The 21492-nt window shown below is 72.5% G+C and carries 23 protein-coding genes and 1 pseudogene; 9 read left to right on the forward strand and 15 right to left on the reverse strand.

Annotated elements, in window-relative coordinates; translation table 11 throughout:
• Nucleotides 1-14: 14 nt before the first annotated feature.
• The 3 genes from OHA84_RS08750 to OHA84_RS08760 form a co-directional block, all read right to left on the reverse strand.
• On the reverse strand, nt 15-521 hold the full coding sequence (locus tag OHA84_RS08750; RefSeq protein ID WP_053681942.1) for a GNAT family N-acetyltransferase: 507 nt from the start codon (nt 519-521) through the stop codon (nt 15-17).
• A gap of 37 nt (nt 522-558) precedes the next feature.
• Nucleotides 559-1080 carry a sigma-70 family RNA polymerase sigma factor gene (locus OHA84_RS08755; protein WP_078999346.1) on the reverse strand — a complete coding sequence of 174 codons (522 nt, stop codon included), beginning with the start codon at nt 1078-1080 and terminating at the stop codon, nt 559-561.
• Nucleotides 1081-1202: 122 nt separating this feature from the next.
• Nucleotides 1203-2363 (reverse strand): glycerophosphodiester phosphodiesterase, encoded by a 1161-nt coding sequence (locus OHA84_RS08760; RefSeq protein WP_266972327.1) that lies wholly within the window; start codon nt 2361-2363, stop codon nt 1203-1205.
• Nucleotides 2364-2672: 309 nt separating this feature from the next.
• Here OHA84_RS08760 and OHA84_RS08765 point away from each other — a divergent pair, with 309 nt between their 5' ends.
• Entirely contained in the window at nt 2673-3302 is a 630-nt protein-coding gene (locus tag OHA84_RS08765) for a 1-acyl-sn-glycerol-3-phosphate acyltransferase (RefSeq protein ID WP_053681956.1), read from the forward strand.
• Between the two features lie 17 nt (nt 3303-3319).
• Here the strand turns inward: OHA84_RS08765 and OHA84_RS08770 are convergent, their stop codons facing one another.
• The 3 genes from OHA84_RS08770 to OHA84_RS08780 all read right to left on the reverse strand — a co-directional run bounded on the left by OHA84_RS08770 (nt 3320) and on the right by OHA84_RS08780 (nt 6978).
• On the reverse strand, nt 3320-4804 hold the full coding sequence (locus OHA84_RS08770; RefSeq protein WP_053681940.1) for a hypothetical protein: 1485 nt from the start codon (nt 4802-4804) through the stop codon (nt 3320-3322).
• Between the two features lie 81 nt (nt 4805-4885).
• Nucleotides 4886-6430 carry an MFS transporter gene (locus OHA84_RS08775; RefSeq protein WP_266951325.1) on the reverse strand — a complete coding sequence of 515 codons (1545 nt, stop codon included), beginning with the start codon at nt 6428-6430 and terminating at the stop codon, nt 4886-4888.
• The gene (locus tag OHA84_RS08780; RefSeq protein ID WP_266972325.1) at nt 6427-6978 is read right to left on the reverse strand and encodes a TetR/AcrR family transcriptional regulator; all 552 of its coding nucleotides are present in this window, start codon (nt 6976-6978) and stop codon (nt 6427-6429) included. Before OHA84_RS08780 ends, OHA84_RS08775 begins: the two co-directional genes overlap by 4 nt.
• Before the next feature lie 103 nt (nt 6979-7081).
• On the opposite strand from OHA84_RS08780, the gene OHA84_RS08785 reads away from it, so the two are divergent.
• Nucleotides 7082-7603, forward strand: coding sequence for an HAD domain-containing protein (locus OHA84_RS08785; RefSeq protein ID WP_053681937.1), 522 nt, complete (start codon nt 7082-7084; stop codon nt 7601-7603).
• 152 nt (nt 7604-7755) lie between these two features.
• On the opposite strand, the gene argH is transcribed toward OHA84_RS08785, so the two are convergent.
• Together argH and OHA84_RS08795 are read right to left on the reverse strand one after the other, a co-directional pair.
• On the reverse strand, nt 7756-9186 hold the full coding sequence (argH, locus tag OHA84_RS08790; protein ID WP_053681936.1) for an argininosuccinate lyase: 1431 nt from the start codon (nt 9184-9186) through the stop codon (nt 7756-7758).
• Between the two features lie 103 nt (nt 9187-9289).
• A pseudogene (locus OHA84_RS08795) lies at nt 9290-9499 on the reverse strand (argininosuccinate synthase); the annotation flags it as partial.
• Nucleotides 9500-9641: 142 nt separating this feature from the next.
• Between OHA84_RS08795 and OHA84_RS08800 the strand changes: the two are divergent.
• From OHA84_RS08800 to OHA84_RS08815, 4 genes are read left to right on the forward strand one after another with little or no spacing between them, the layout of a single operon-like run.
• A complete protein-coding gene (locus tag OHA84_RS08800) occupies nt 9642-10472 on the forward strand; it encodes a hypothetical protein (protein WP_266972321.1) in 831 nt (276 codons plus the stop codon).
• Entirely contained in the window at nt 10418-11029 is a 612-nt protein-coding gene (locus OHA84_RS08805) for a HEAT repeat domain-containing protein (RefSeq protein ID WP_266972319.1), read from the forward strand. The genes OHA84_RS08800 and OHA84_RS08805 overlap by 55 nt, the downstream gene beginning before the upstream one ends.
• Nucleotides 11030-11071: 42 nt before the next feature.
• Nucleotides 11072-11653 (forward strand): pyridoxamine 5'-phosphate oxidase family protein, encoded by a 582-nt coding sequence (locus OHA84_RS08810; RefSeq protein ID WP_266972317.1) that lies wholly within the window; start codon nt 11072-11074, stop codon nt 11651-11653.
• A gap of 3 nt (nt 11654-11656) precedes the next feature.
• Nucleotides 11657-12352 (forward strand): L,D-transpeptidase family protein, encoded by a 696-nt coding sequence (locus tag OHA84_RS08815; protein ID WP_107089294.1) that lies wholly within the window; start codon nt 11657-11659, stop codon nt 12350-12352.
• A 208-nt stretch (nt 12353-12560) separates the two neighbouring features.
• Here OHA84_RS08815 and OHA84_RS08820 read toward each other — a convergent pair whose 3' ends face one another.
• The 5 genes from OHA84_RS08820 to argC are packed head-to-tail and all read right to left on the reverse strand — an operon-like array spanning nt 12561 to nt 17418.
• The gene (locus OHA84_RS08820; RefSeq protein ID WP_053681932.1) at nt 12561-13097 is read right to left on the reverse strand and encodes an arginine repressor; all 537 of its coding nucleotides are present in this window, start codon (nt 13095-13097) and stop codon (nt 12561-12563) included.
• Nucleotides 13098-13104: 7 nt separating this feature from the next.
• The gene (locus OHA84_RS08825; protein ID WP_053681931.1) at nt 13105-14334 is read right to left on the reverse strand and encodes an acetylornithine transaminase; all 1230 of its coding nucleotides are present in this window, start codon (nt 14332-14334) and stop codon (nt 13105-13107) included.
• On the reverse strand, nt 14331-15239 hold the full coding sequence (argB, locus tag OHA84_RS08830) for an acetylglutamate kinase (protein WP_053681930.1): 909 nt from the start codon (nt 15237-15239) through the stop codon (nt 14331-14333). The genes OHA84_RS08825 and argB overlap by 4 nt, the downstream gene beginning before the upstream one ends.
• The gene (gene argJ, locus OHA84_RS08835) at nt 15236-16393 is read right to left on the reverse strand and encodes a bifunctional glutamate N-acetyltransferase/amino-acid acetyltransferase ArgJ (RefSeq protein ID WP_053681929.1); all 1158 of its coding nucleotides are present in this window, start codon (nt 16391-16393) and stop codon (nt 15236-15238) included. Before argJ ends, argB begins: the two co-directional genes overlap by 4 nt.
• Nucleotides 16390-17418 carry an N-acetyl-gamma-glutamyl-phosphate reductase gene (gene argC / locus OHA84_RS08840; protein WP_053681928.1) on the reverse strand — a complete coding sequence of 343 codons (1029 nt, stop codon included), beginning with the start codon at nt 17416-17418 and terminating at the stop codon, nt 16390-16392. The genes argJ and argC overlap by 4 nt, the downstream gene beginning before the upstream one ends.
• 162 nt (nt 17419-17580) lie before the next feature.
• Between argC and OHA84_RS08845 the strand changes: the two genes are divergently transcribed.
• Complete coding sequence (locus OHA84_RS08845; RefSeq protein ID WP_053681927.1) at nt 17581-18006, forward strand: VOC family protein; 426 nt, start codon at nt 17581-17583, stop codon at nt 18004-18006.
• An 80-nt stretch (nt 18007-18086) separates the two neighbouring features.
• Here OHA84_RS08845 and OHA84_RS08850 read toward each other — a convergent pair whose 3' ends face one another.
• Together OHA84_RS08850 and OHA84_RS08855 are read right to left on the reverse strand one after the other, a co-directional pair.
• A complete protein-coding gene (locus tag OHA84_RS08850; RefSeq protein ID WP_053681926.1) occupies nt 18087-18839 on the reverse strand; it encodes a hypothetical protein in 753 nt (250 codons plus the stop codon).
• Between the two features lie 53 nt (nt 18840-18892).
• A complete protein-coding gene (locus OHA84_RS08855) occupies nt 18893-20326 on the reverse strand; it encodes a PLP-dependent aminotransferase family protein (protein ID WP_266972312.1) in 1434 nt (477 codons plus the stop codon).
• Here OHA84_RS08855 and OHA84_RS08860 point away from each other — a divergent pair.
• The gene (locus tag OHA84_RS08860) at nt 20325-21230 is read left to right on the forward strand and encodes a DMT family transporter (RefSeq protein WP_266972310.1); all 906 of its coding nucleotides are present in this window, start codon (nt 20325-20327) and stop codon (nt 21228-21230) included. The genes OHA84_RS08855 and OHA84_RS08860 overlap by 2 nt on opposite strands.
• Before the next feature lie 59 nt (nt 21231-21289).
• The gene (locus OHA84_RS08865; protein ID WP_053681924.1) at nt 21290-21487 is read left to right on the forward strand and encodes a DUF1918 domain-containing protein; all 198 of its coding nucleotides are present in this window, start codon (nt 21290-21292) and stop codon (nt 21485-21487) included.
• Nucleotides 21488-21492: the final 5 nt, after the last annotated feature.

Raw genomic sequence — 21492 nt, forward strand, 5'->3', positions numbered from 1 at the left:
GCGGTGGCGGGAGGTCAGGCGCTGACGGCGAAGTCCGAGGCGTCCTTCGCCTCCTTCTCCAGGATCACCAGGTGCACGCCGTCGGAGGCGGTGCGGTCGCCGACCCGGGTGTAGCCCGCCTTGCGGTACAGCCGCAGGTTGGCCTCGCTCTTGTGGCCGGTGTGCAGCCGGAAGCGGCTGGTCTCGCCGTCGCCCGTGAGCGCCGCCTCGACCGCGCGCAGCAGTCGGGCGCCGAGGCCGTGGCCCTGGAGTCGGGGGTGGACGCAGAGCTTGGCGATCCGGCCCGTGCCGTCCTCGTCCACGTTGCCGCGGACGGTGCCGACGACCTCGTCGCCGAGGCGGGCGACCAGCACGGTGTCCGTCTCCAGCTCCGCCTTGAGGGAGTCGAGCGACTGGGTGAGCGGTTGGATGAGGTAGTTGCCGTACAGCTCGGCCTCGCTCTGGAACGCCAGGTACTGGAGCTTGAAGATCTGCTCCGCATCCTCGGCGGCCGCCGCCGAAATGGTCACACTCATGCCCATGTGCGCATGCCTCCCGCTCACCTGGTGGCCTGTTGGTCTACCGCTCCCTTCCCCGCAGGTCAGGAGCCGCAACCTCTGCAGCCAGCATTCTGCGCAGACATCCCAGGCAACGGGAACGTACGGGTCCCAAACTTCCTTGTGAGATACCCAACTCTCCTGCGATTTCACGGTAGGTGAGATCCCTGGGCGAAAGAAGTGCCCCTATGAGTTCCGGACAACGTCCGGGCAATCGGGCGACAGCCGATCGGAGGACGCGGTTGACCTCCCCGTGCAGGGCGGCGTCCTCCGGTTCGGCGCCGGCGCTGCCGGGGCGGGCCCCGTAGGGGACTTCGCGCCGTGCCCGGCGGCGCGCCCCGCGCGCCTCGGCGCGCACCGCCCGGCGCAACCAGCTCGCGCGGTCGGCCGGCTCCGGGGCGGGTCCGCCCTCCAGCAGCCTGACCCAGACGGCTTGTTCCAGGTCGGCCGCGTCCACTCCGGCGGCCGGGGCCTCCGCGGCCGCCTCGGCGGAGAGCAGCGGTCCCAGTTCGTTCAGGAGGTCGGCGTCCTTCAGCAGGTCCATGCCGGGCGGGACGCGGGGGTCCCGCCCGGTGGTTTCCGCGCCGGGCCCGGAACACTCGTACGAGAAACTCCGCGCGCCCGTTGACGCGTTCGGCCGGCGTTCCTCCCGGGGGCGGGCCCGCGCTACCGGCGTGCGCCGCGGCCCGGGCGGAAGTCCTCGGCCGCGAGCAGCCCGGTGTCCGGGTTGTCGGTGAAGATCCCGTCGATGCCCAGTTCGAAGTACGCGCGGAAGGCGCCGAAGGCGTCGCCGTAGTCGGCCGGGTCGGTGCCCTTGCGGTATTCGGTCGGCAGGAAGCTGTTCTCGTTCCGCGCGGTGTAGGGGTGGAGCACCAGTCCGCGGGCGTGGGCGTCGCGCACCAGCGTGGTGGGGGTGCCGAGCCTGCCGTCCGCGGTGCGCGGGACGATCAGGTCGAGGGTCGGGCCGATCCCCTGGGCGAAGCCGGCGATCCACTTCAGCCCGTCGGGCGTGACCAGGTCGGCGACGGTGCGCGGGTCCCCGGCGGTCTCGAAGTCCCAGGGGCGGGTGTTGGCGGCCGAGAGCAGCACCACGCGGGGCGCCGAGATCAGCCGGGCGAGCCGTTGGATGCTGGACGGCTCGAACGACTGGAGGAAGAGGGGCGCGTCGCGGCCGTCGCGGCCGTACCGGCGCAGCAGCCGGGCGAGCGGCTCCTCCAGGCCGAGGCCCAGCCCCCGGAAGTAGGTGGGGTGTTTGGTCTCGACGTGCAGCCAGATCCGCCTGCCGCGCCGTTCGCCCTCGCGGTCCGCCCAGCGCAGCACCTCCTCGAAGGTGGGCACGGCCCACCGGCCGTCGTAGAGGGTGTTGCGCCGGCGGACGGCGGGGATGCGTTCCTTGGCTCGCAGCGTCTTCAGTTCGGCGAGGGTGAAGTCCTCGGTGAACCAGCCCGTGACGGAGACCCCGTCGACGGCCTTGGTGACGCGCCGGGAGGCGAACGCGGGATGGTCGGCGACGTCGGTGGTGCCGCCGATCTCGTTCTCGTGGCGGCACACGAGGTGGCCGTCCTTGGTGGGGACGAGGTCCTGCTCGATGACGTCGGCGCCCAGGTCGAGGGCGAGCCGGTACGAGCCGAGGGTGTGCTCGGGCCGGTAGCCCGAGGCGCCCCGGTGGCCGATCACCGTCGGGACGGGGAGGTCCCGGTAGCCGCCGCGCCCCGTGCCCGCGGTCGCCGCCGCGGCGGTCGGCGCGGAGAGGCCGACGAGTCCGCCTCCCGCCGCCAGGACCGCCGCTCCCAGTACCGCGCGCCGCGCCGTCCCACCCTGCGTCATGACCGCCACTCCCCGTTCGGACAAGGGCCGGTGGTTCCGGGACCTCGGTTGGCCCGGTGTCAGACGGCCCGAATCGGCGTGCCGATGGTAGGCAGCGGTGGATGGCCCGGAGGGGCCGCCTGGCCGAATTTGGCGCGAACGCGCGTCAACACTGCGTATCCGACACGTGAACCCGATGTGCGATCAGTGATGACCCGCGAGTATCGTCCTCACCTGCACTACCACTGTGTGGTGCGAAACCCGCGTTTCGATGCCGGAGGGCTCACGTTGTTCCGTACCGCGCTCATCAAGGCCACCGTCGGACCCGTCATGCGGCTGATGTTCCGCACCAAGGTGGAGGGCATCGAGAACATTCCGGGCAGCGGTGCGGTGATCCTGGCGGGCAACCACCTCACCTTCATCGACTCGATGATCCTGCCCCTGGTGTGCGACCGGACGGTGCACTTCATCGGCAAGGACGAGTACGTGACGGGCAAGGGCCTCAAGGGGCGCGTGATGGCCTGGTTCTTCACCGGCTCCGGCATGATCCCGGTGGACCGCGACGGTGCCAACGGCGGGGTCGCGGCCCTGATGACCGGTCGCCGGATCCTCGAAGAGGGCAAGATCTTCGGCATCTACCCCGAGGGCACCCGCTCCCCCGACGGCCGGCTCTACCGCGGTCGCACCGGCATCGCCCGTCTGACCCTGATGACGGGCGCGCCCGTGGTCCCGTTCGCGATGATCGGCACCGACAAGCTCCAGCCCGGCGGCAAGGGCATGCCCCGCCCGGGGCGGGTCACCCTGCGCTTCGGCGAGCCGATGGAGTTCTCCCGGTACGAGGGCATGGACCGCGACCGCTACGTGCTGCGCGCCGTCACCGACTCGGTGATGGCCGAGGTCATGCGCCTGTCCGGCCAGGAGTACGTCGACATGTACGCCACCAAGGCAAAGGCCGCCTGATCGGTGCCGCGCCGCCGCTACTGGCGGCGCAGTGACCGGCTGACGCCCGCCGCGGTGGTCGTGGCGAGGATCCAGCCGGTCACGATCAGCAGGTACGACAGCCACTGGTACCGGCCTCGTGGCGCGAAGGCGCCCTCCTGCCCGAATCCGATGATCGGCAGCATCAGGTCGATCGTGTAGAACACCGCGTTGAACTGCGGGGACTCGTCCGCCTTCAGGGCGGGCGGTGGCTCCAGACCGTATGCGATCCACCCCGTGAGCAGCAGGGCCGTCAGCCAGCCCGCCGCCCGCATCGGCCGGTATCCGTAGCCGACGGTGACGTCCTGGAGCAGTCCCCAGAGCCGTGCGTGCCGTGGCTGGGTGCGTCGGTGTCGGCGGAGTTTGGCGAGTTGGACGGTCCGGGCCGCGAGTTCGTCGCCGACCGTGCGGTAGGCCGCGCAGAGCTGCTCGTAGGCGTACGGGAGGTACCCGGACTCCTCGCGTTCCAGGGCGGGCAGCCGTTGCTCGGCGGGCAGGTGCGGGGCGAGGGTGCGGTAGGTCAGGCCGTCGACGCGGATCCGCTCCGGCCAGGTGTCGGGCTCGATGTGGAGCAGGTCGAAGGTGGAGCGGCGCAGGTTGACCTCGCCCTGGAGCCTCGGGCAGGACCGCAGCCAGACCTCGCCGATCACGCAGCTCGACGCGCGCAGGGCGACGCCGCCGGGGTTGACGAACCGGGCGTGGGCGAAATTGAGCTGTCCGGGGATGCGGGCTCCGGAGAGGTTGACCCGGCCCCGGGCCTCCATCCGCATGGCCCGCAGGTCGGTTCCGACGGTGAGGTTCTCGGCGTGCAGGGCGGTGCCGCCGGGCGCGAACAGGCGGGCGCCGTCGAGGTTGACCTGGCCGCCGACGACGGCGCCGTTGACGCGGGTCCGGCCGTGGACGGTGAGGTCCATGGCGATGACGTCGGTGCCGATCTGGGCGTGGTTGATCTGGAGCAGCGGTTCCTCGTCCGGGTCCTGTCCGTCGGACGCGTCCGGGTCGCCGAGGACCGCCCGCCGGATGAAGAGGCCGCCGGATATGCGGGCGCCCTGGAGGCGGACGGGCCCGGTGATCCGACAGCAGGACAGTCGCAGCGCGATGTCGACGCTCACGGTGGCGCCGGTCAGGCCGGGCAGTGTCGAGTCGGACAGGACGAGGGCGCGCAGTTGGGCGCCGTGAACGAGGGGCTTGCGTTCGAACCAGCAGCCCCGCAGGCGGATCCCGTACGGCACGATCGCGTACTTGAGGTCCAGCTTGCCGGTGATCCGGGCGCCCCTGACGTTGAGACCCGGCACCTGGCCGGTGGCCGGGGCCCCGCTCAGCACCAGGGCGGTGATCACCTCGGCGCGCAGGGTCCGCTCGGGCCCCCAGGAGTCGCCCTCCGAGGAGTCCTCGTCGGGCGACGGCCTGAAGTCGACGCCTTCGCCGCGTGGGAAGGCGTCCCATACGCGGCGCTCGGCCGGCGTCAGCTCGTTGATCTCCATCGCCGGGATGGTGTCCCGCCTGTCGACGGACTGTCAACCGTGTGCGGGAAACCGCTCCTTGAGGAGATCAGGGCACTGTGGTCAGTGCTCGATCCCGTCCTGGAGCTTCTGCCCCTTGAGCAGGAACCAGGCGGCCACGGCGGTGGCCAGCAGGACGGCCGCGCCGACGCCGGAGGCGAGTCGCAGCCCGTCCACGAAGGCGACCTGCGCCGCGTCGACCATCGTCCGGGCGGTCTCCGGGTCCAGCGACTTGGCCGCTTCGACGGCGCCGCCGAGCGATTCGTGCGCCGCGTCGGCGACCGGGCCGGAGACCGACGCGGGGGCGGTGAAGCTCTGGTAAACGCCGGTGACGATGGAGCCGAGCAGGGCGATGCCGAGGGCGGCGCCGAGTTCGTACGCGGTCTCGGAGACGGCCGAGGCGGAACCGGCCTGCTCCTTGGGGACGCTGGAGAGGATGACGTCGGCGGTGACCGTGAAGGAGAAGCCGGCGCCGAGGCCGACGACGAGCAGGGCCGCGCCGAGCAGTGGGTAGCCGGTCTCCTTGTGGATCACGGTCAGGACGGCGAGGGCCGCGCCGATGGCGGCGAGACCACCGCTGACCAGCACCCGTACCGAGTACCTGCGGGCGTACCGGCCGGCGAGCAGGCCCGTGGCCACCGCGCCGATCGCGGCGGGCAGCTCCGCCAGGCCCGCCTCCAGCGGCTCGCGCCCCTGGACGAGCTGGAGGAACTGGGACAGGAAGAAGACCAGGCCGGACAGTCCGAAGACGGTGAGGAGGTCGGCGAGGACCGCGCCGGAGAAGCCGCGGTGCTTGAACAGCCGCATGTCGAGCAGCGGCGCGGTCAGCGTGAACTGGCGGCGCACGAAGGCGTAGAGCGTGCCGATACCGAGGGCGGCGACGCCGGCGGCCTCCCACGAGGGCCCGTGGGTGGCGGCTTCCTTGACGGCGTAGACGACGGCGATGATGCCGACGAGGGAGAGGCCGACGCTGATCAGGTCCCAGGGCCCGGCGACCGGGTTCTTGGACTCGGGAAGCAGCTTGATGCCGACGATGACCAGGACGATCATCACGGGGAGGTTGATGAGGAAGACCGAGCCCCACCAGAAGTGCTGGAGCAGCGCTCCGCCGACGACGGGGCCGACGGCCGCGCCGGCCGAGGCGGTGGCGCCCCAGATGCCGATGGCGAGGCTGCGCTCCCGGGGGTCGTGGAAGATGTTGCGGATCAGCGCGAGGGTGGACGGCATTAGGGTGGCGCCGGCCACGCCGAGGAGCGCGCGGGCCACGATCATCATCTCGGGGCTGCTCGCGTAGGCGTTGAGCACGGAGACGGCGCCGAAGGCCGTGGCTCCGATGAGCAGCAGCTTCTTGCGGCCGATGCGGTCGCCGAGGGAGCCCATGGAGACGAGCAGGCCGGCGATGACGAAGGAGTAGATGTCGCCGATCCACAGCAGTTGGGTGCCGGACGGCTTGAGGTCCTCGCTGAGGGCGGGGGTGGCGAGGCCGAGTACGGTGGCGTCGACCGCGACCAGCAGCACGGCCAGGACGAGCACGGAGAGCGCCGGCCAGCGTCCTCGGCTCTGTCCCTCCGTCCCGGTCCGCCTGCTCAGCTCTTCGGTACGACTCATTTCTCCACGCTCCGTCGTGCGCCACCGAGCAGCAGCTCGATGATCATGTACTGAAAGTCCTTGGCCGCGACCCGGCCGTCCATGACGGCCCAGGCGCAGGTGCCGACCAGCCCGTACAGGGCCTCGGTGAGCCACGCGGGGCTCAGGTCGATCCTGATGTGTCCCTCTTCCTGGCCGCGCCGGAAGAGGGCGCTCACGCGGGCGTCGAGCCGGGCCCAGCCCTCGTTGACCTCATCGCCCTCGAACAGCTGGTTCTCGGTGACGAGGAAGGCCAGCAGCTGGGCGTTGGGCTCCACCTCGGCGACGAGCCGTGTGAGCGCGCCGACGGCCGTGTCCTCGTCGAGGCGGGCGTTGTCGAACGCCACCTCGAACTCGCGGATCCCCAGTTCCTCCAGGGCCCGTACGAGGGCGTCGCGCCCGGCGAAGTGCCGGTGGAGGGTCGCGCGGCCGATTCCGGCGGCGCGGGCGACCTCGTCCATCGTCGCGGTCGATTTGCGGGAGAGCAGGGCCGCCGCGTCGCGGAGCACCTGGTCACGATCCATGGCCATGAGACAACCATAACCCGAATGAGACAACTTTGTCTCATCGAGTGATCATCGAGTGATCCGAAAATGGGCTGCCCCCCAGGGCGGCGAAAGGAATCCTGTCGAGATGAACCCGAGACACCGGCCCCTGCTGCTGATCGACGTCGACGGCCCGCTGAACCCGTACGCGGCCAAGGCGCAGAGCCGCCCCGAGGGCTACGGCACCCACCGCATGCGCCCCACCGGCTGGGCCGAGGCCGAGAGCCGCAAGCCCCTGCGGGTCTGGCTGAACCCCGACCACGGCACCGAGCTGCTCGCCCTGGCGGAGTCCTACGAGCTGGTCTGGGCGACGACCTGGAAGGGCGAGGCCAACGACTGGATAGGCCCCCGCCTGGGACTCCCCCGGCTGCCGTACATCGACTGGCCGCGGATGCACGGCCGGGCGCCGCGCGGCACCTTCTGGAAGACGCAATACATCCTGGAGTACGCCGGGGAGCGTCCCTTCGCGTGGATCGACGACGACATCACCGCGATGGACCGGGAGTACGTGGACCTGCGCCATCCGGCGCGCACCCTGCTGATGCGCATCGACGAGCGGATCGGGCTGACCCCGGCCGACTTCGACGCGCTGGCGCACTGGGCCGCGTAGGACGCCCGGGCGGCCGGGCGCCCGGCGGACCGTGCGGCATGGCACGCCGAAGGGGGCGGCCGGAGCGGGTGCTCCGGCCGCCCCCTTCGGGTCACGCGGCCACCACTGTCGTACGCGGCCACCGCTGTCGTGCGGCCACCGCTGTCGTGCGGCTACTGCTTGTGGATCGCCCAGGCGTGCTGGATGACCAGGTCGGCCTTGAGCTCGGTGAGCTGGGTGGCCACCGCCGAGGGGGCGGTGCCGCCGCGGCCGTTGCGGGAGGCCAGGGCCCCGGCGACGTTCAGGACGGTGCGGACCTCGGGGGTGAGGTGCTCCGAGATCTTCGCGAACTGCTCGTCGGTGAGCTCGTCGAGCTCGATGTCGAGCGCCTCGCACTCCTTGACGCACTCGCCGGCCACCTCGTGCGCCACCCGGAACGGCACGCCCTGCTTGACCAGCCACTCCGCGATGTCGGTGGCGAGGGAGAAGCCCGCCGGAGCCAGCTCCTCCATCCGCTCCCGGTTGATCGTGAGGGTGGCCATCATGCCGGTGAAGGCGGGGAGCAGGACTTCGAGGGTGTCGCAGGAGTCGAAGACGGGCTCCTTGTCCTCCTGGAGGTCCCGGTTGTAGGCGAGCGGGAGGGCCTTCAGGGTGGCGAGCAGGCCGGTCAGGTTGCCGATGAGCCGACCCGACTTGCCCCGCGCCAGCTCCGCGATGTCCGGGTTCTTCTTCTGCGGCATGATCGACGAGCCGGTGGAGAAGGCGTCGTGCAGGGTCACGAAGGAGAACTCCTTCGTGTTCCAGATGATGATCTCCTCCGCGATCCGGGACAGGTTGATCCCGATCATCGCGGTGATGAAGGCGAACTCGGCGACGAAGTCCCGGGAGGCGGTGCCGTCGATCGAGTTGCCGACCGAGCCGCGCTCGAAGCCCAGGTCGGCGGCGACCGCCTCCGGGTCCAGGCCCAGCGAGGAACCCGCGAGGGCGCCCGAGCCGTACGGGGAGACCGCGGTCCGGGTGTCCCACTGGCGCAGCCGCTCGGCGTCCCGGGACAGGGACTGCACGTGGGCCAGCACGTGGTGGGCGAAGAGCACCGGCTGCGCGTGCTGGAGGTGGGTCCGGCCCGGCATGGCCACGTCGGCGTGCGTCTCGGCGAGGCCGACCAGCGCGTCCTGGAGGTCCGCGATCAGGCCGCCGACGATCCGGGCGTGGTCGCGCAGGTACATCCGGAAGAGGGTGGCCACCTGGTCGTTGCGGGACCGCCCGGCGCGCAGCTTGCCGCCGAGGTCGGCGCCGAGCCGCTCCAGGAGACCCCGCTCCAGGGCGGTGTGGACGTCCTCGTCGGCGACGGTGCCGACGAAGGAGCCGTCGGCCACGTCGGCCTCCAGCCGGTCCAGACCGTCGGTCATCCGATCCAGTTCCTCGGCGGTCAGAAGACCCGCCTTGCGCAGGACACGGGCGTGGGCCCGGGAACCGGCGATGTCGTACGGCGCGAGGCGCCAGTCGAAGTGGACCGACGCGGACAGTTTCGCGAGGGCCTCGGCGGGGCCGTCGGCGAACCGGCCGCCCCAGAGCCGGACGTCACCACCGTTGTTGCTGCTCACAGCTACTGCTCCTCAGACTGCATACTCGGATGTGCGCGGGCTCCCCGCCGCGGAGGTGTCGGGGAGTCCGACGTCGTACTGCGCAACGACCCAACGACTGGACTCAGGCGAGGTCGCGGCGTGCGGCGATCTTCGACGACAGGCCGAGGATCTCGATGAAACCCTGGGCCTTGGACTGGTCGAAGGTGTCGCCCGAGTCGTAGGTGGCCAGGTTGAAGTCGTAGAGCGACACGTCCGACCTGCGCCCCGTGACGACGGCGCGGCCGCCGTGCGGGGTCACGCGGATGTCGCCGGTCACGTACCGGTTGGCCTCGAACAGGCATAACTATGCACTGCTCCGTATGTTTCGTCAATCGACCGTGCCCCCTCCGCTCTGGCCTGCGGTTATTCAATGGCCCGCGCCGCATGAACGTCCGTAGCATCGGCGCATCGAGCCCAAGGAAGGCGGCGCCGACGTGAGCGCACACCGGGAAGAGCACCTCCGGACGGGGCCGAACGCGGCCCGCCCGGGAGCGGACGTCCGACGGGAACTCGCGGACGCCGGGCCCACGGCGTGGATCGCGTTCGACCAGGAGGTCCGCAGCCGACTGCGGTACGGCCGGGACGACTCGGCCGGGCCCCGGGAAGGCCTCCACGCGACACTGCTGTGCCACCCCGACGGGCGGATCCGAGAGGCCGCGCTCGACCGGGCCGAGCGGTGGCCCGAGCTCGTCGCGATCCGGTGCGCCGACTGGGCGCCGGCGGTACGGGACCGGGCCCGCCAGGTGCTCGGCGCGCTCCTGCGCACCCACCCCGAGCGCGCCGCGCGCACCCTCACCCCGCTCGTACTGCGGTTGTCCGCCCGCGAACAGGGCGGCTGGGCCCTGGCCCGACTGGAGGAGGTGCTGCGCGACGACGAACCCGTCCTGGCCGCGCTCCGGGCGGACACGGACCTCCCCACCCGGCGATACGCCGCCCGGCTCACCCTGGAGAGCGGGCGGTTCGACGCCCGCGCCCTGGCCCGCCTCGCCGCGACCGACCCCGACCCCGTCACCGCCCGACTGTGGGCCGACGCGGCCACCCGGCTGATGGCCACCGACGGGCCCGACGACGAGGCCGTCGACCTGCTGCTCGGCGCGCGGTCACCGATGGTCCGGGCCACCGGGGTCACCGCACTGCGCGGAGCCGGTCGGACCGAGGAGGCGGTGCGCCACCTGGCGGACCGCTCCGGCCTGGTGCGGGCCTGCGCGCGATGCTCGTCGGTCAGGGCGGCGGCGACCCCTTCCCGCACTACCGCGAGCTGGTGACGGACCCCGGGCGGGTCACCGCGTACGCCGTGGCGGGCTTCGCCGAGTGCGCGCGCCGCAGCGACGGCCCGCGGCTGCACGCCCTGCTCACCCACCCCGACGGACGGGTGCGCGCCGCGGCCGTCGCCGGGCTGCGGCTCCTGGACGACAACACCGACATCACGGCGCTGACCGCCCTGTTGGAGGACCCCTGGCCGGCCGTGGTGCGCGAGGCCTCCCTCAGCCTGCTCCCGTTCTCGGGGCGCCTGGACGCCGACCGGCTGATCGCGCGGCTCGCCGCGGACCGCCCCCGGCACCTGCGCCGGGCCGCCTTCCGGCTGCTGCGGGCACGGCGCGGCATCACGGAACTGCGGGCCTGTGTCGCCATGGTCGCGGACGACGACCCCCGCCTGCGGGCGACGGCCCGTGCCACCGTACGGGGGTGGAAGTGGCAGCTCAGTCTCCACACGGACGACACGGACCGGCCGGAACTCGCGGAGCTGTTGCGGCGCTCGGCGGGGCTGTTCGACGCGTACGAAATGGGGGTGCGGCGCTCGCGCCTGGGTCTCACGAGGTGAAACGTGCGGCGGTCGCCCGTCACGGCAGGAGATGATCAGGTCATGGGAAAGCTCTATGAACAGATCGACGGCCGCCTGCGGAAGTTCATCGAGGAACAGCCGGTCTTCTTCACCGCGACCGCCCCGCTCGCCGGGGACGGTCACGTCAACCTCTCCCCCAAGGGCCGCGCCGGGACCCTCGTCGTCATCGCCGAGCAGACCCTCGCATACCTCGACTTCGGCGGGAGCGGCGCCGAGACCATCGCCCACGTCCGCGAGAACGGTCGCATCACGCTGATGTGGTGCGCGTTCTCCGGTCCGCCGAACATCGTGCGCATCCACGGCGAGGGCGAGGCGGTCTTCCGTGACGATCCGCGCTGGGGCGAGCTCATCGCCCTGTTCGGGGAGGCCGACGGGCCCTCGGCGCGGGCGATCGTCGTGGTCCACGCCCGCCGGATCGCGGACGTGTGCGGTTACGCCGTCCCCCTCATGGACTACCAGGGCGAGCGCAGCCTGCACGCGGAGTACTTCGGCCGCAAGACGGACGAGGAGTTCGCCGAGTACTGCGAGAAGAAGGACCACATCGGAACGAGTCTCGACGGCCTGCCTGCACTGCCTCTGCCCCTCCCTGCCCGTACCGTCTGACGGGTGCTGCGTACCGCTCTCCTCGCCGGCTCACTGTTCGTCACCGGCCTGCTGTGGCCCGGCCCCACGCCCCTGCCCGCGCGCCTCGCCGACACCGGGGGCGGCAGTCAGCTGATCGTCGCCGTCGCCCCCTCCGCCGGATCCACGACGGGCCGGCTCACCTGGTGGGACCGGCGCGCGGGCCGCTGGTACGAGGCGGGCAGCGCACCCGCGCGGTTCGGGGCGAACGGCCTGGCCGAAGGCACCACCCGGGTCCAGGGCACCAGCACCACCCCGGCGGGCCTGTACGGACTGCCGTACGCGTTCGGCATCGCGGCCCCGCCCGCGGGCACGGAGTACCGCACCCGGTACCGGCGGGTGACCGAGCGTTCCTGGTGGTGCCAGGACAACGCGTCGAGCAGCTACAACCGCTGGGTGGAGCCGCTGCCCGCCGACTGCGCGCCGGGCGAGGCCGAGCACCTGGTCACGTACCGGCAGCAGTACGCGTACGCGCTGGTGATGGACTTCAACTACGACAGGCCGGTGCGCGGCCGGGGCGCGGGCATCTTCCTGCACGTCGACGGCAAGGGCGCGACGGCGGGCTGCGTGTCCGTGCCGGAGCGGTCGATGCGCGCGATCCTGCGCTGGGCGGACCCCGGGCGCCGGCCGCACATCGCGGTCGGCACGCAGGACGGCCCGCTCGCCGTGACGCGGTACTAAGGGCCGTCCCGGCGCGGGCCCGGCCGGCGGCGGTCCGGTGCCACCACCGCACGCCGATGGCCCCGTACAGGAGGCAGGCCAGGACGGTCAGCGAGGCGGGCAGGGCGAAAGAGCACCTTCCGAGGCCATGGGCGAACAGGCGTTCGCAGCAGCCGATTTCGGCGCCCGCCCGCGAGGCGCCCGCCCGGGGCGGGACGCCTCGCGGGGCTCAGCCTTCCTTCTGCGCCAACCGCAGCAGGTGGTCGGCGAGGGCCTGACCGCCCGCCGGATCACGGCTGATGAGCATCAGGGTGTCGTCGCCGGCGATGGTGCCGAGGATCTCCCGGAGTTCGGCCTGGTCGATCGCGGACGCGAGGAACTGGGCCGCGCCGGGCGGGGTGCGCAGGACCACGAGGTTCGCGGAGGCCTCGGCGGAGATCAACAGTTCCCCGGAGAGGCGCCGCATGCGCTCCTCCTTCGCCGACTCGCCGAGCGGGGCCTGCGGGGTGCGGAAGCCGCCCTCGCTGGGGACCGCGTAGATCAGCTCGCCGCCCGTGTTGCGGATCTTCACCGCGCCCAGCTCGTCGAGGTCCCGCGAGAGCGTCGCCTGGGTGACGCTCAGCCCGTCGTCGGCGAGCAGCTTGGCCAACTGGCTCTGCGAGCGCACCGGTTGCCGGTTGAGGATGTCCACGATCCGGCGGTGGCGTGCGGTGCGGGTCTGGGGGACGGACTGGCCGTTCTGCTCGTGTTCCTGCGCCTGACTCATCGTCGTCTCATTCCCCGGTTCGTCCGTCCCCGTTGGCTGCGTCCTTGGCTGCGTCGAGCACGCCGGGCAGGGCCCGGAGGAACGCGTCCGCCTCGGCCTCGGTCAGTACGTACGGGGGCATCAGCCGTACGACGTCGGGGGCGGGCGCGTTCACCAGGAAGCCGGCGTCCTGAGCCGCCTGCTGCACCAGGGCTGCGAGCGGCTCGGTCAGCACGATACCCAGCAGGAGGCCGGCGCCGCGGACGTGGGAGACCAGGCCGTGGCCCAGGCCCTCGATCCCGGAGCGCAGCCGCTCGCCGCGTGCCTTGACCCGGTCGAGCAGGCCGTCGGCGGCGATGGTGTCGATCACGGCGAGGCCGGCGGCGCAGGCGACCGGGTTCCCGCCGAAGGTGGTGCCGTGCTGGCCGGGCCGGAGCAGGTCGGCGGCCGGGCCGAAGGCGGCGACGGCGCCGATCGGCAGGCCGCCGCCCAGGCCCTTGGCGAGCGTGACGAGGTCGGGCTCGACGCCCTCGTGGGCCTGGTGCTCGAACCACTGGCCGCACCGCCCGACGCCGGTCTGCACCTCGTCGAGCACGAGCAGGGTTCCGGTGGCCCGGGTGATCTCACGGGCGGCCGTCAGGTAGCCGGCGGGCGGGACGACGACGCCGTTCTCGCCCTGGATCGGCTCGATGATCACCAGTGCGGTCTCCTCGGTGACGGCGGCCCGCAGGGCCTCCACATCGCCGTAGGGGACGTGCGTGACCTCGCCGGGCAGGGGCAGGAAGGGCTCCTGCTTCTTGGGCTGGCCGGTGAGCGCGAGGGCGCCCATGGTCCGGCCGTGGAAGCCGCCGTCGGTGGCCACCATGTGGGTCCGACCGGTCAACCGGCCGATCTTGAAGGCGCCCTCGACGGCCTCGGCGCCGGAGTTGCAGAAGAAGATCCGGCCCGGGCGGTCGAAGAGCTGGAGCAGCCGCTCGGCGAGCGCCAACACCGGCCCGGAGGCGTACAGGTTGGAGACGTGGCCGAGGGTGGAGATCTGCGAGGTGACGGCCGACACGATCGCCGGGTGCGCGTGGCCCAGGGCGTTGACCGCGATGCCGCCGACGAAGTCGGTGTACTGCCTGCCGTCCGCGTCCCAGACCTGAGCGCCCTCGCCGCGCACGAGGGCCAGCGCCGGGGTGCCGTAGTTGTCGGTCAGCGCGCCCCGCCAACGGGCGCCGTAGCGCTGGTTGCCGGTCTCCTGGTTTCCGCCGGTCATGCGGGTTCCCCTCCCTGTGCGTCGGGCACGACCATCGTGCCGATTCCCTCGTCGGTGAAGATCTCCAACAGGATCGAGTGCTGGACCCGTCCGTCGATCACGCGGGCGGTGTTCACGCCGTTGCGCACGGCGTGCAGGCAGCCCTCCATCTTGGGCACCATGCCGCTGGACAGCTCGGGCAGCAGTTTCTCCAGCTCGCCGACGGTGAGCCGGCTGATCACCTCGTCGCTGTTCGGCCAGTCCGCGTACAGGCCCTCGACGTCGGTGAGGACCATCAGCGTCTCGGCGCCCAGCGCGGCGGCGAGGGCCGCGGCCGCCGTGTCGGCGTTGACGTTGTAGACGTGGTGGTCGTCGGCGCTGCGCGCGATGGAGGAGATGACGGGGATCCGGCCGTCGGCCAGCAGCGCCTCGATCGCGCCCGTCTCGATGGCGGTGATCACCCCGACCCGGCCGATGTCGACGAGTTCACCGCCGATCTGCGGGCTGTGCTTGGTCGCGGTGATGGTGTGGGCGTCCTCGCCGGTCATGCCGACCGCGAGCGGCCCGTGCTGGTTGAGCAGCCCGACCAGCTCGCGCTGGACCTGCCCCGCCAGCACCATGCGTACGACGTCCATGGCCTCCGGCGTGGTGACGCGCAGGCCCGCCTTGAACTCGCTGACCAGGCCCTGCTTGTCCAGCTGGGCGTTGATCTGCGGTCCGCCGCCGTGCACCACGACGGGCCGCAGCCCGGCCTGGCGCAGGAAGACCACGTCCTGGGCGAAGGCGGCCTTGAGGTCTTCGTCGATCATGGCGTTGCCGCCGAACTTGATCACGACGATCTTGCCGTTGTGGCGGGTCAGCCAGGGCAGGGCCTCGATGAGGATCTCGGCCTTGGGGAGCGCGGTGTGCTTCCTCGCGGTGCTCATGAGCTGTACGCGCTGTTCTCGTGGACGTACTCGGCGGTCAGGTCGTTGGTCCAGATCACCGCGGACTCGGAGCCGTTCGCCAGGTCGGCGGTGATGCGGACCTCGCGGTCCTTCATCGAGACCAGGTCGCGGTCCTCGCCGACCGAGCCGTTGCGGCACACCCAGACGCCGTTGATGGCGACGTTCAACCGGTCCGGGTCGAAGGCGGCCCGGGTGGTGCCGATGGCGGAGAGCACCCGGCCCCAGTTGGGGTCCTCGCCGTGGAGGGCGCACTTGAGCAGGTTGTTGCGGGCGATGGACCGGCCGACCTCGACCGCGTCGTCCTCGCTGAGCGCGCCGACGACCTCGACGCGGATGTCCTTGCTCGCGCCTTCGGCGTCGCCGATCAACTGCCGGGCGAGGTCGTCGCAGACCGTCCGTACGGCCTCCGCGAAGGACTCGTACTCGGGCACCCGGCCGGAGGCGCCCGAGGCGAGCAGCAGCACGGTGTCGTTGGTGGACATGCAGCCGTCGGAGTCGACCCGGTCGAAGGTGGTGCGGGTGGCGGCGCGGAGCGCCTTGTCGAGGGTGGGGGCGTCCAGGTCGGCGTCGGTGGTGAGGACGACGAGCATGGTGGCCAGTCCCGGGGCGAGCATGCCCGCGCCCTTGGCCATGCCGCCGACGGTCCAGCCGTCCCGGGTGACGGTGGCCGTCTTGTGCACGCTGTCGGTGGTCTTGATGGCGATGGCCGCGTCCTCGCCGCCGTCGGCGGAGAGGGCGGTGACCGCGGTCTCGACGCCGGCGAGCAGTTTGTCCATGGGGAGCAGGACGCCGATCAGGCCGGTGGAGGCGACGGCGATCTCGCCGGCGTTGTGCTCGCCGCCGAGCGCCTCGGCGACCTTCTCCGCCGTGGCGTGGGTGTCCTGGAAGCCCTTGGGGCCGGTACAGGCGTTGGCGCCACCGGAGTTGAGGATCACCGCGCTGACGGCGGCGCCGCGCAGGACCTGCTCGGACCAGTGCACGGGCGCCGCCTTGACGCGGTTGGAGGTGAAGACGCCCGCGGCTGCCAGTCGCGGCCCGTTGTTGACCACGAGGGCCAGGTCAGGGCTGCCGTTCGCCTTGATTCCGGCGGCGATGCCCGCCGCCGTGAATCCCTGTGCTGCCGTGACGCTCACGGTGCGACTCCGATCGTGGAAAGGCCCAGGCCCTCGTCGAATCCGAGGGCGATGTTCATGCTCTGCACCGCGCCGCCGGCGGTGCCCTTGGTCAGGTTGTCGATGGCGCTGATCGCGATGATCCGCCCGGCGGACTCGTCGTACGCCACCTGCACCTGGGCGGCGTTGGAGCCGTGGACGGACTTCGTGACGGGCCACTGCCCCTCGGGGAGGAGGCGTACGAAGGGCTCGTCGGCGTAGGCCTTCTCGTACGCGGCGCGGACCGCGTCGGCGGTGGTGCCGGGGAGGGCCTTGGCGGAGCAGGTGGCGAGGATGCCCCGGGCCATGGGCACCAGGGTGGGCGTGAAGGACACCGAGACCCGCCGGCCCGCGAGGGGGCTGAGGTTCTGCACCATCTCGGGCGTGTGGCGGTGACCGCCGCCCACTCCGTACGGGCTGACGGAGCCCATGACCTCGGAGCCGAGCAGGTGCGACTTGAGGGCCTTGCCGGCGCCGGAGGTGCCGGTGGCCGCCACGATCACGGCTTCCGGCTCGGCGAGCCCGGCGGCGTAGGCCGGGAACAGCGCGAGCGAGACGGCGGTCGGGAAGCAGCCGGGAACGGCGATACGCTTGGCCCGCTCCAACGCGGCGCGGGCGCCGGGGAGCTCGGGGAGTCCGTAGGGCCAGGTCCCGGCGTGCGGAGCGCCGTAGAACCGGTCCCAGTCGGCGGAGTCCTTGAGCCGGTGGTCGGCGCCCATGTCGACGACGAGCACGTCCTCGCCGAGGCGGGCGGCGACGGCGGCGGACTGGCCGTGCGGCAGGGCGAGGAAGACGACGTCGTGTCCGGCGAGGACCTCGGGCGTGGTCGCCTCCAGGGTCCGGTCGGCGAGGGGCACGAGGTGCGGTTGCAGGGTTCCGAGGGATTGGCCCGCGTTGGAGTTGCCGGTCAGCGCGCCGATCTCGACCTCGGGGTGCGAGAGCAGCAGGCGCAGGACTTCACCGCCCGCGTATCCGCTCGCTCCGGCCACCGCTACACGTACCACCATCGGACCCTCCTCATCGATGGCATGACTATACGTATCTATGCACGTTTATGCAAAGCATCCTCGCGTCTCGCCGGGCATCGCCGGCGCACGGCGCCGCGCCGTCCAATCGTGGTCCGCGCATGTCGCCCGCGGTTCGGTCGCGGCGCGCGGCACAGTGGTGTCGTGAACGCTGACGACGGCAACATTCTGGCCCGGGGACACGTCGCGACCCGGCTGCCCGCGCAGGACCTGGAGCGGGCGAGGCGCTTCTACGCCGAGCGGCTCGGCCTGGAGCCCGTGGACGAACGGCCCGGTGGGCTGTTGTACCGGTGCGGGGGCACGGAGTTCGTCCTGTTCGCGTCCACGGGGGCGTCTCCCGGCACGTTCACCCAGATGGGATGGGTGGTCGACGACCTGACGTCGGTCGTGTCGGAGCTCCGGCGGCGCGGGGTGCGGTTCGAGGAGGTCGACGCGCCCGGGTTGCACACCGAGGACGGGATCGCCGAGATCGAGGGGAACTACCCGAGCAAGGGCGCTCGGGGTGAGCGCGCCGCCTGGTTCCGCGACAGCGAGGGGAACCTGGTGGGGATCGGCGAGCCCATCGTCTGACCGGGACCGGGACGGGGGCCAGGACCGGGACCGGGACCAGCCGGCCGGCCGACCGGCCGACCGACCCCGACCCGGTCGCCTCAGCCGAGCGAGTGCCTCACCCACACGTTCGGTTCCACGTACACGGCGTACCCCTGCTCCGCCTCGCAACGGACGGGCAACAGCGCGCCGGGCACCCGCACCGGGCCGGTCGTGTCGAAGGGCAGCCCGGTCCACTCCCGCCAGTCGGCCAGGGACCCGCTGACCGTCATGGACAGCGGCGCCACGGAGTCGATGACGGCCCCCGCGCGGACGTGCACCCGCAGCCACGGGTCGTGGGGCAGACCGTCCTCGCGGGTGCGGTACGCGTACTCGTCCATCGGGGTGTCCGGCTCGGCGTGCTTGCCGTTCGGCCGTACGGGGGCCACGACCTCGGCGAAGCCGCGGGCGCGGGCGTTGTCCCGCATGGCCGCGAGCATCAGCCCCGACAACCCCTCGCCCTGCCGGTCGGCGGCGACGGTGATCTCGATGGCGCTGACCGTGTCGGGTGCCACCCCGCGCCGCAGGTCGGAGAAGGCCCACAGCAGGACCTGGTCCCAGCCGCGGGCGGGCAGCACGCCGGCGCCGCGGCCTTGCGCGTGCAGGGCGAAGGGCAGGCTGAACGCCCTGGCGACCACCGCGTCGCCGTCCGTGCCGACCAGTACGTGGTCGGGGAACTCGGCCACCATGCGCGGGTACAGCAACCAGGCCAGCGAGTCGTGGCCGGCGAACGGGGGCCACGGGTCCTTCATGTCCCAGAGCCGGGCGGCCAGTTCGGGACGCCGGGCCAGGGTGGTGATCTCGATGCCGGTCATGGGCGCAGGCTAGGCGGGGCTCGCGCGCCCCTCAACCGAATTGCGGGGCGGTGTCACGCGTGGGGGCCGAGGCCGGATCGCAGCCGTTGGGCGGCCTCGGTCAGCTCGCCCGCGCCGGCGACGCCGGCGAAGCTGAGCCGTACGTAGGGCCCCGGCGGTTCCGCGCCGAAGTACGGGCGGCCGGGTGCGACCGCGACGCCGGCGCGCAGGGCCGACGCGACGAAGGCGGCCTCGTCCGCGCCGTCCGCGAGCCGGAGCCACAACTGGTATCCGCCGGAGGGCGGTTGGGGGAGGGTCAGGGCGGGCAGTTCCCGGCGCAGGGCGCCCGCGAGGACGTCCCGGCGGTGCCGCAGCTCGGCGGCGACGGCCCGCAGGTGCCGGGGCCAGGCGGGCGCGCCGACCAGTTCGAGGGCGGCCTCCTGGAGCGGGCGGGAGACGAAGAAGCTGTCCACGACCTGGATGGCGCGCAGCCGGTCGAGGACGGGACCTCGGGCGGCCAGCGCTCCCACGCGCAGGCTGGGCGAGGTCGCCTTGGTGAGCGAGCGGACGTGGACGACGACCCCGTCGGCGTCGTCGGCGGCGAGGGTGGAGGGCAGCGGGCCGGCGTCCTCGTGGGCCAGGTTTCGCGCGTAGTCGTCTTCGACCACGAAGGCCCCGGCCGCGCGCGCGATCCGTACGACCTCGGCGCGGCGCGCGGTCGCGAGGACGGAGCCGGTCGGGTTCTGGAACAGCGGCTGGCAGACGAAGACGCGGGCGCCCGTCGCCTCGAAGGCGGCCGCCAGCAGCTCCGGGCGGACCCCCTCGGCGTCGACGGGGACCGGTACGGGACGGCAGCCGGAGGCACGGGCGATGGCGAGCAGCCCGGGGTAGGTGGGCGACTCCACCAGGATCGGCGCGCCGGGCGGGGCCAGTGCCCGCAGCGCGGTGGTCAGGGCGCTCTGCCCGCCCGCGGTGACCAGCACGTCGGCAGCCGACACGGCGCCGCCGATCTCCCGGGCGAACCAGTCGCGCAGTTCGGGCAGCCCTTCCACCGGGGGCCTGCTCCACGCGCCGGGCCGGCGGCCGGCGCGGGCGAGGGCGGCCGCCATGGCCCGCTCGGGCTGGAGCGAGGGGTGCAGGTATCCGCTGTTCAGCTCGATCACCCCGGACGGCGGGGCGGCCAGCGAGACGAGCACCCCGGAGGCGTCCACGGAGCGCGGGACCACGTCGCCGGCGCCCTCCCCGCTGAGGGTGACCTCCTGCCAGGAGGTGTCCCCGGACGCCGGTTCCGCGGAGCGGGGTCGGGCCCGGAACACCCCGGCGCCGGGTCGGGTGACGACGAGCCCCTCGGCCGCGAGCAGGGCGAGGGCGCGCGACACGGTGACCGGGCTGACCCGGTAGTGCTCCACGAGGGCCCGACTCGACGGCAGCTTTCCACCCACCGAGTAGCGGTTCAGTTCCGACTTGAGGGATTCGGCCAGTTCCGCCGCACTGCTACGCTCGTACATGACAGCACAGAATAGCGCTACTCGTCCGACCCCGATAGCGGTTCAGCACGGGGCCAGAAGCGGATCCGCTCTCGCCGGGCTCGGGGTCGTCGCCTTCTCGCTGACCTTTCCCGCCACCGCCTGGGGCCTGGAGAGCTTCGGCCCCTGGTCGCTCGTCGCCGTGCGCAGCGTCCTGGCCGCGGCCATCGCGGGCGCCTTCCTGCTGGCCCGCCGGGTGCCGCTGCCCGACCGCGCGCACTGGGCGGGGCTCGCCGTCGTCGCCGCGGGGGTCGTCGTCGGCTTCCCCCTGCTCACCACCCTCGCGCTCCAGACCTCCACCACCTCGCACGCCGCCGTCGTGGTCGGCCTGCTCCCGCTGACCACCGCCGTGGTGTCCTCGCTGCGCACGGGGGCCCGGCCGTCGAGGCGGTTCTGGGCCGCGGCCGTCGCGGGGGCGGTGATCGTGCTCGGCTTCACCCTGGGTCAGAGCGGCGGCTCCCTCTCGGCCGGCGACGGCTACCTCTTCGGGGCGCTGCTCGTGTGCGCCGCCGGCTACACCGAGGGCGGGCGGCTCGCCCGCCTGCTGCCGGGCTGGCAGGTGATCGGCTGGGCGCTGGTGCTGTGCCTGCCGCTCAGCCTCGCCGGTTCGGCGCTGGGGTTGGCGTACGAGCCCGTACACCTGACCGCGCACGGGGTGATCGGGCTGGTCTGGGTGGCGGCGGGCTCGACCTTCCTGGGGCTGTACGTCTGGTACCGGGGCATGGCGGAGATCGGCGCGGCCCGGGCCAGCCAGCTCCAGCTCGCGCAGCCCCTGCTGACGCTGGTCTGGTCGGTGGCGCTGCTCGGCGAGCACATGTCCCCGGCCGCACCGGTGGCGGCCGGTGCGGTACTCGTCTGCATCGCGGTGACACAGCGGGTCAAATAGTGCTGGAACGACCTAAACTGCTAGCACCGGATCAGACCGCCTTGTGAGGGAGGCCGGCTATGCGCGCGACCGAGGGCGACCAGTTGGTGCAGCACGGCAGGATCGTGGGCCAGCACGACAAGGTGGGTGAGATCACCCAGGTACTGGGAGAGAACGGAACCCCTCCCTACCGGGTCCGCTTCCAGGACGGGCACGAGGCCGTGATGTCCCCGGGCCCCGACTGCGTCGTCAAGCACCCGCCCGAGCCCACCCACTGAGCCCA

This window comes from Streptomyces sp. NBC_00513, from assembly GCF_041431415.1.
GTDB lineage: Bacteria > Actinomycetota > Actinomycetes > Streptomycetales > Streptomycetaceae > Streptomyces.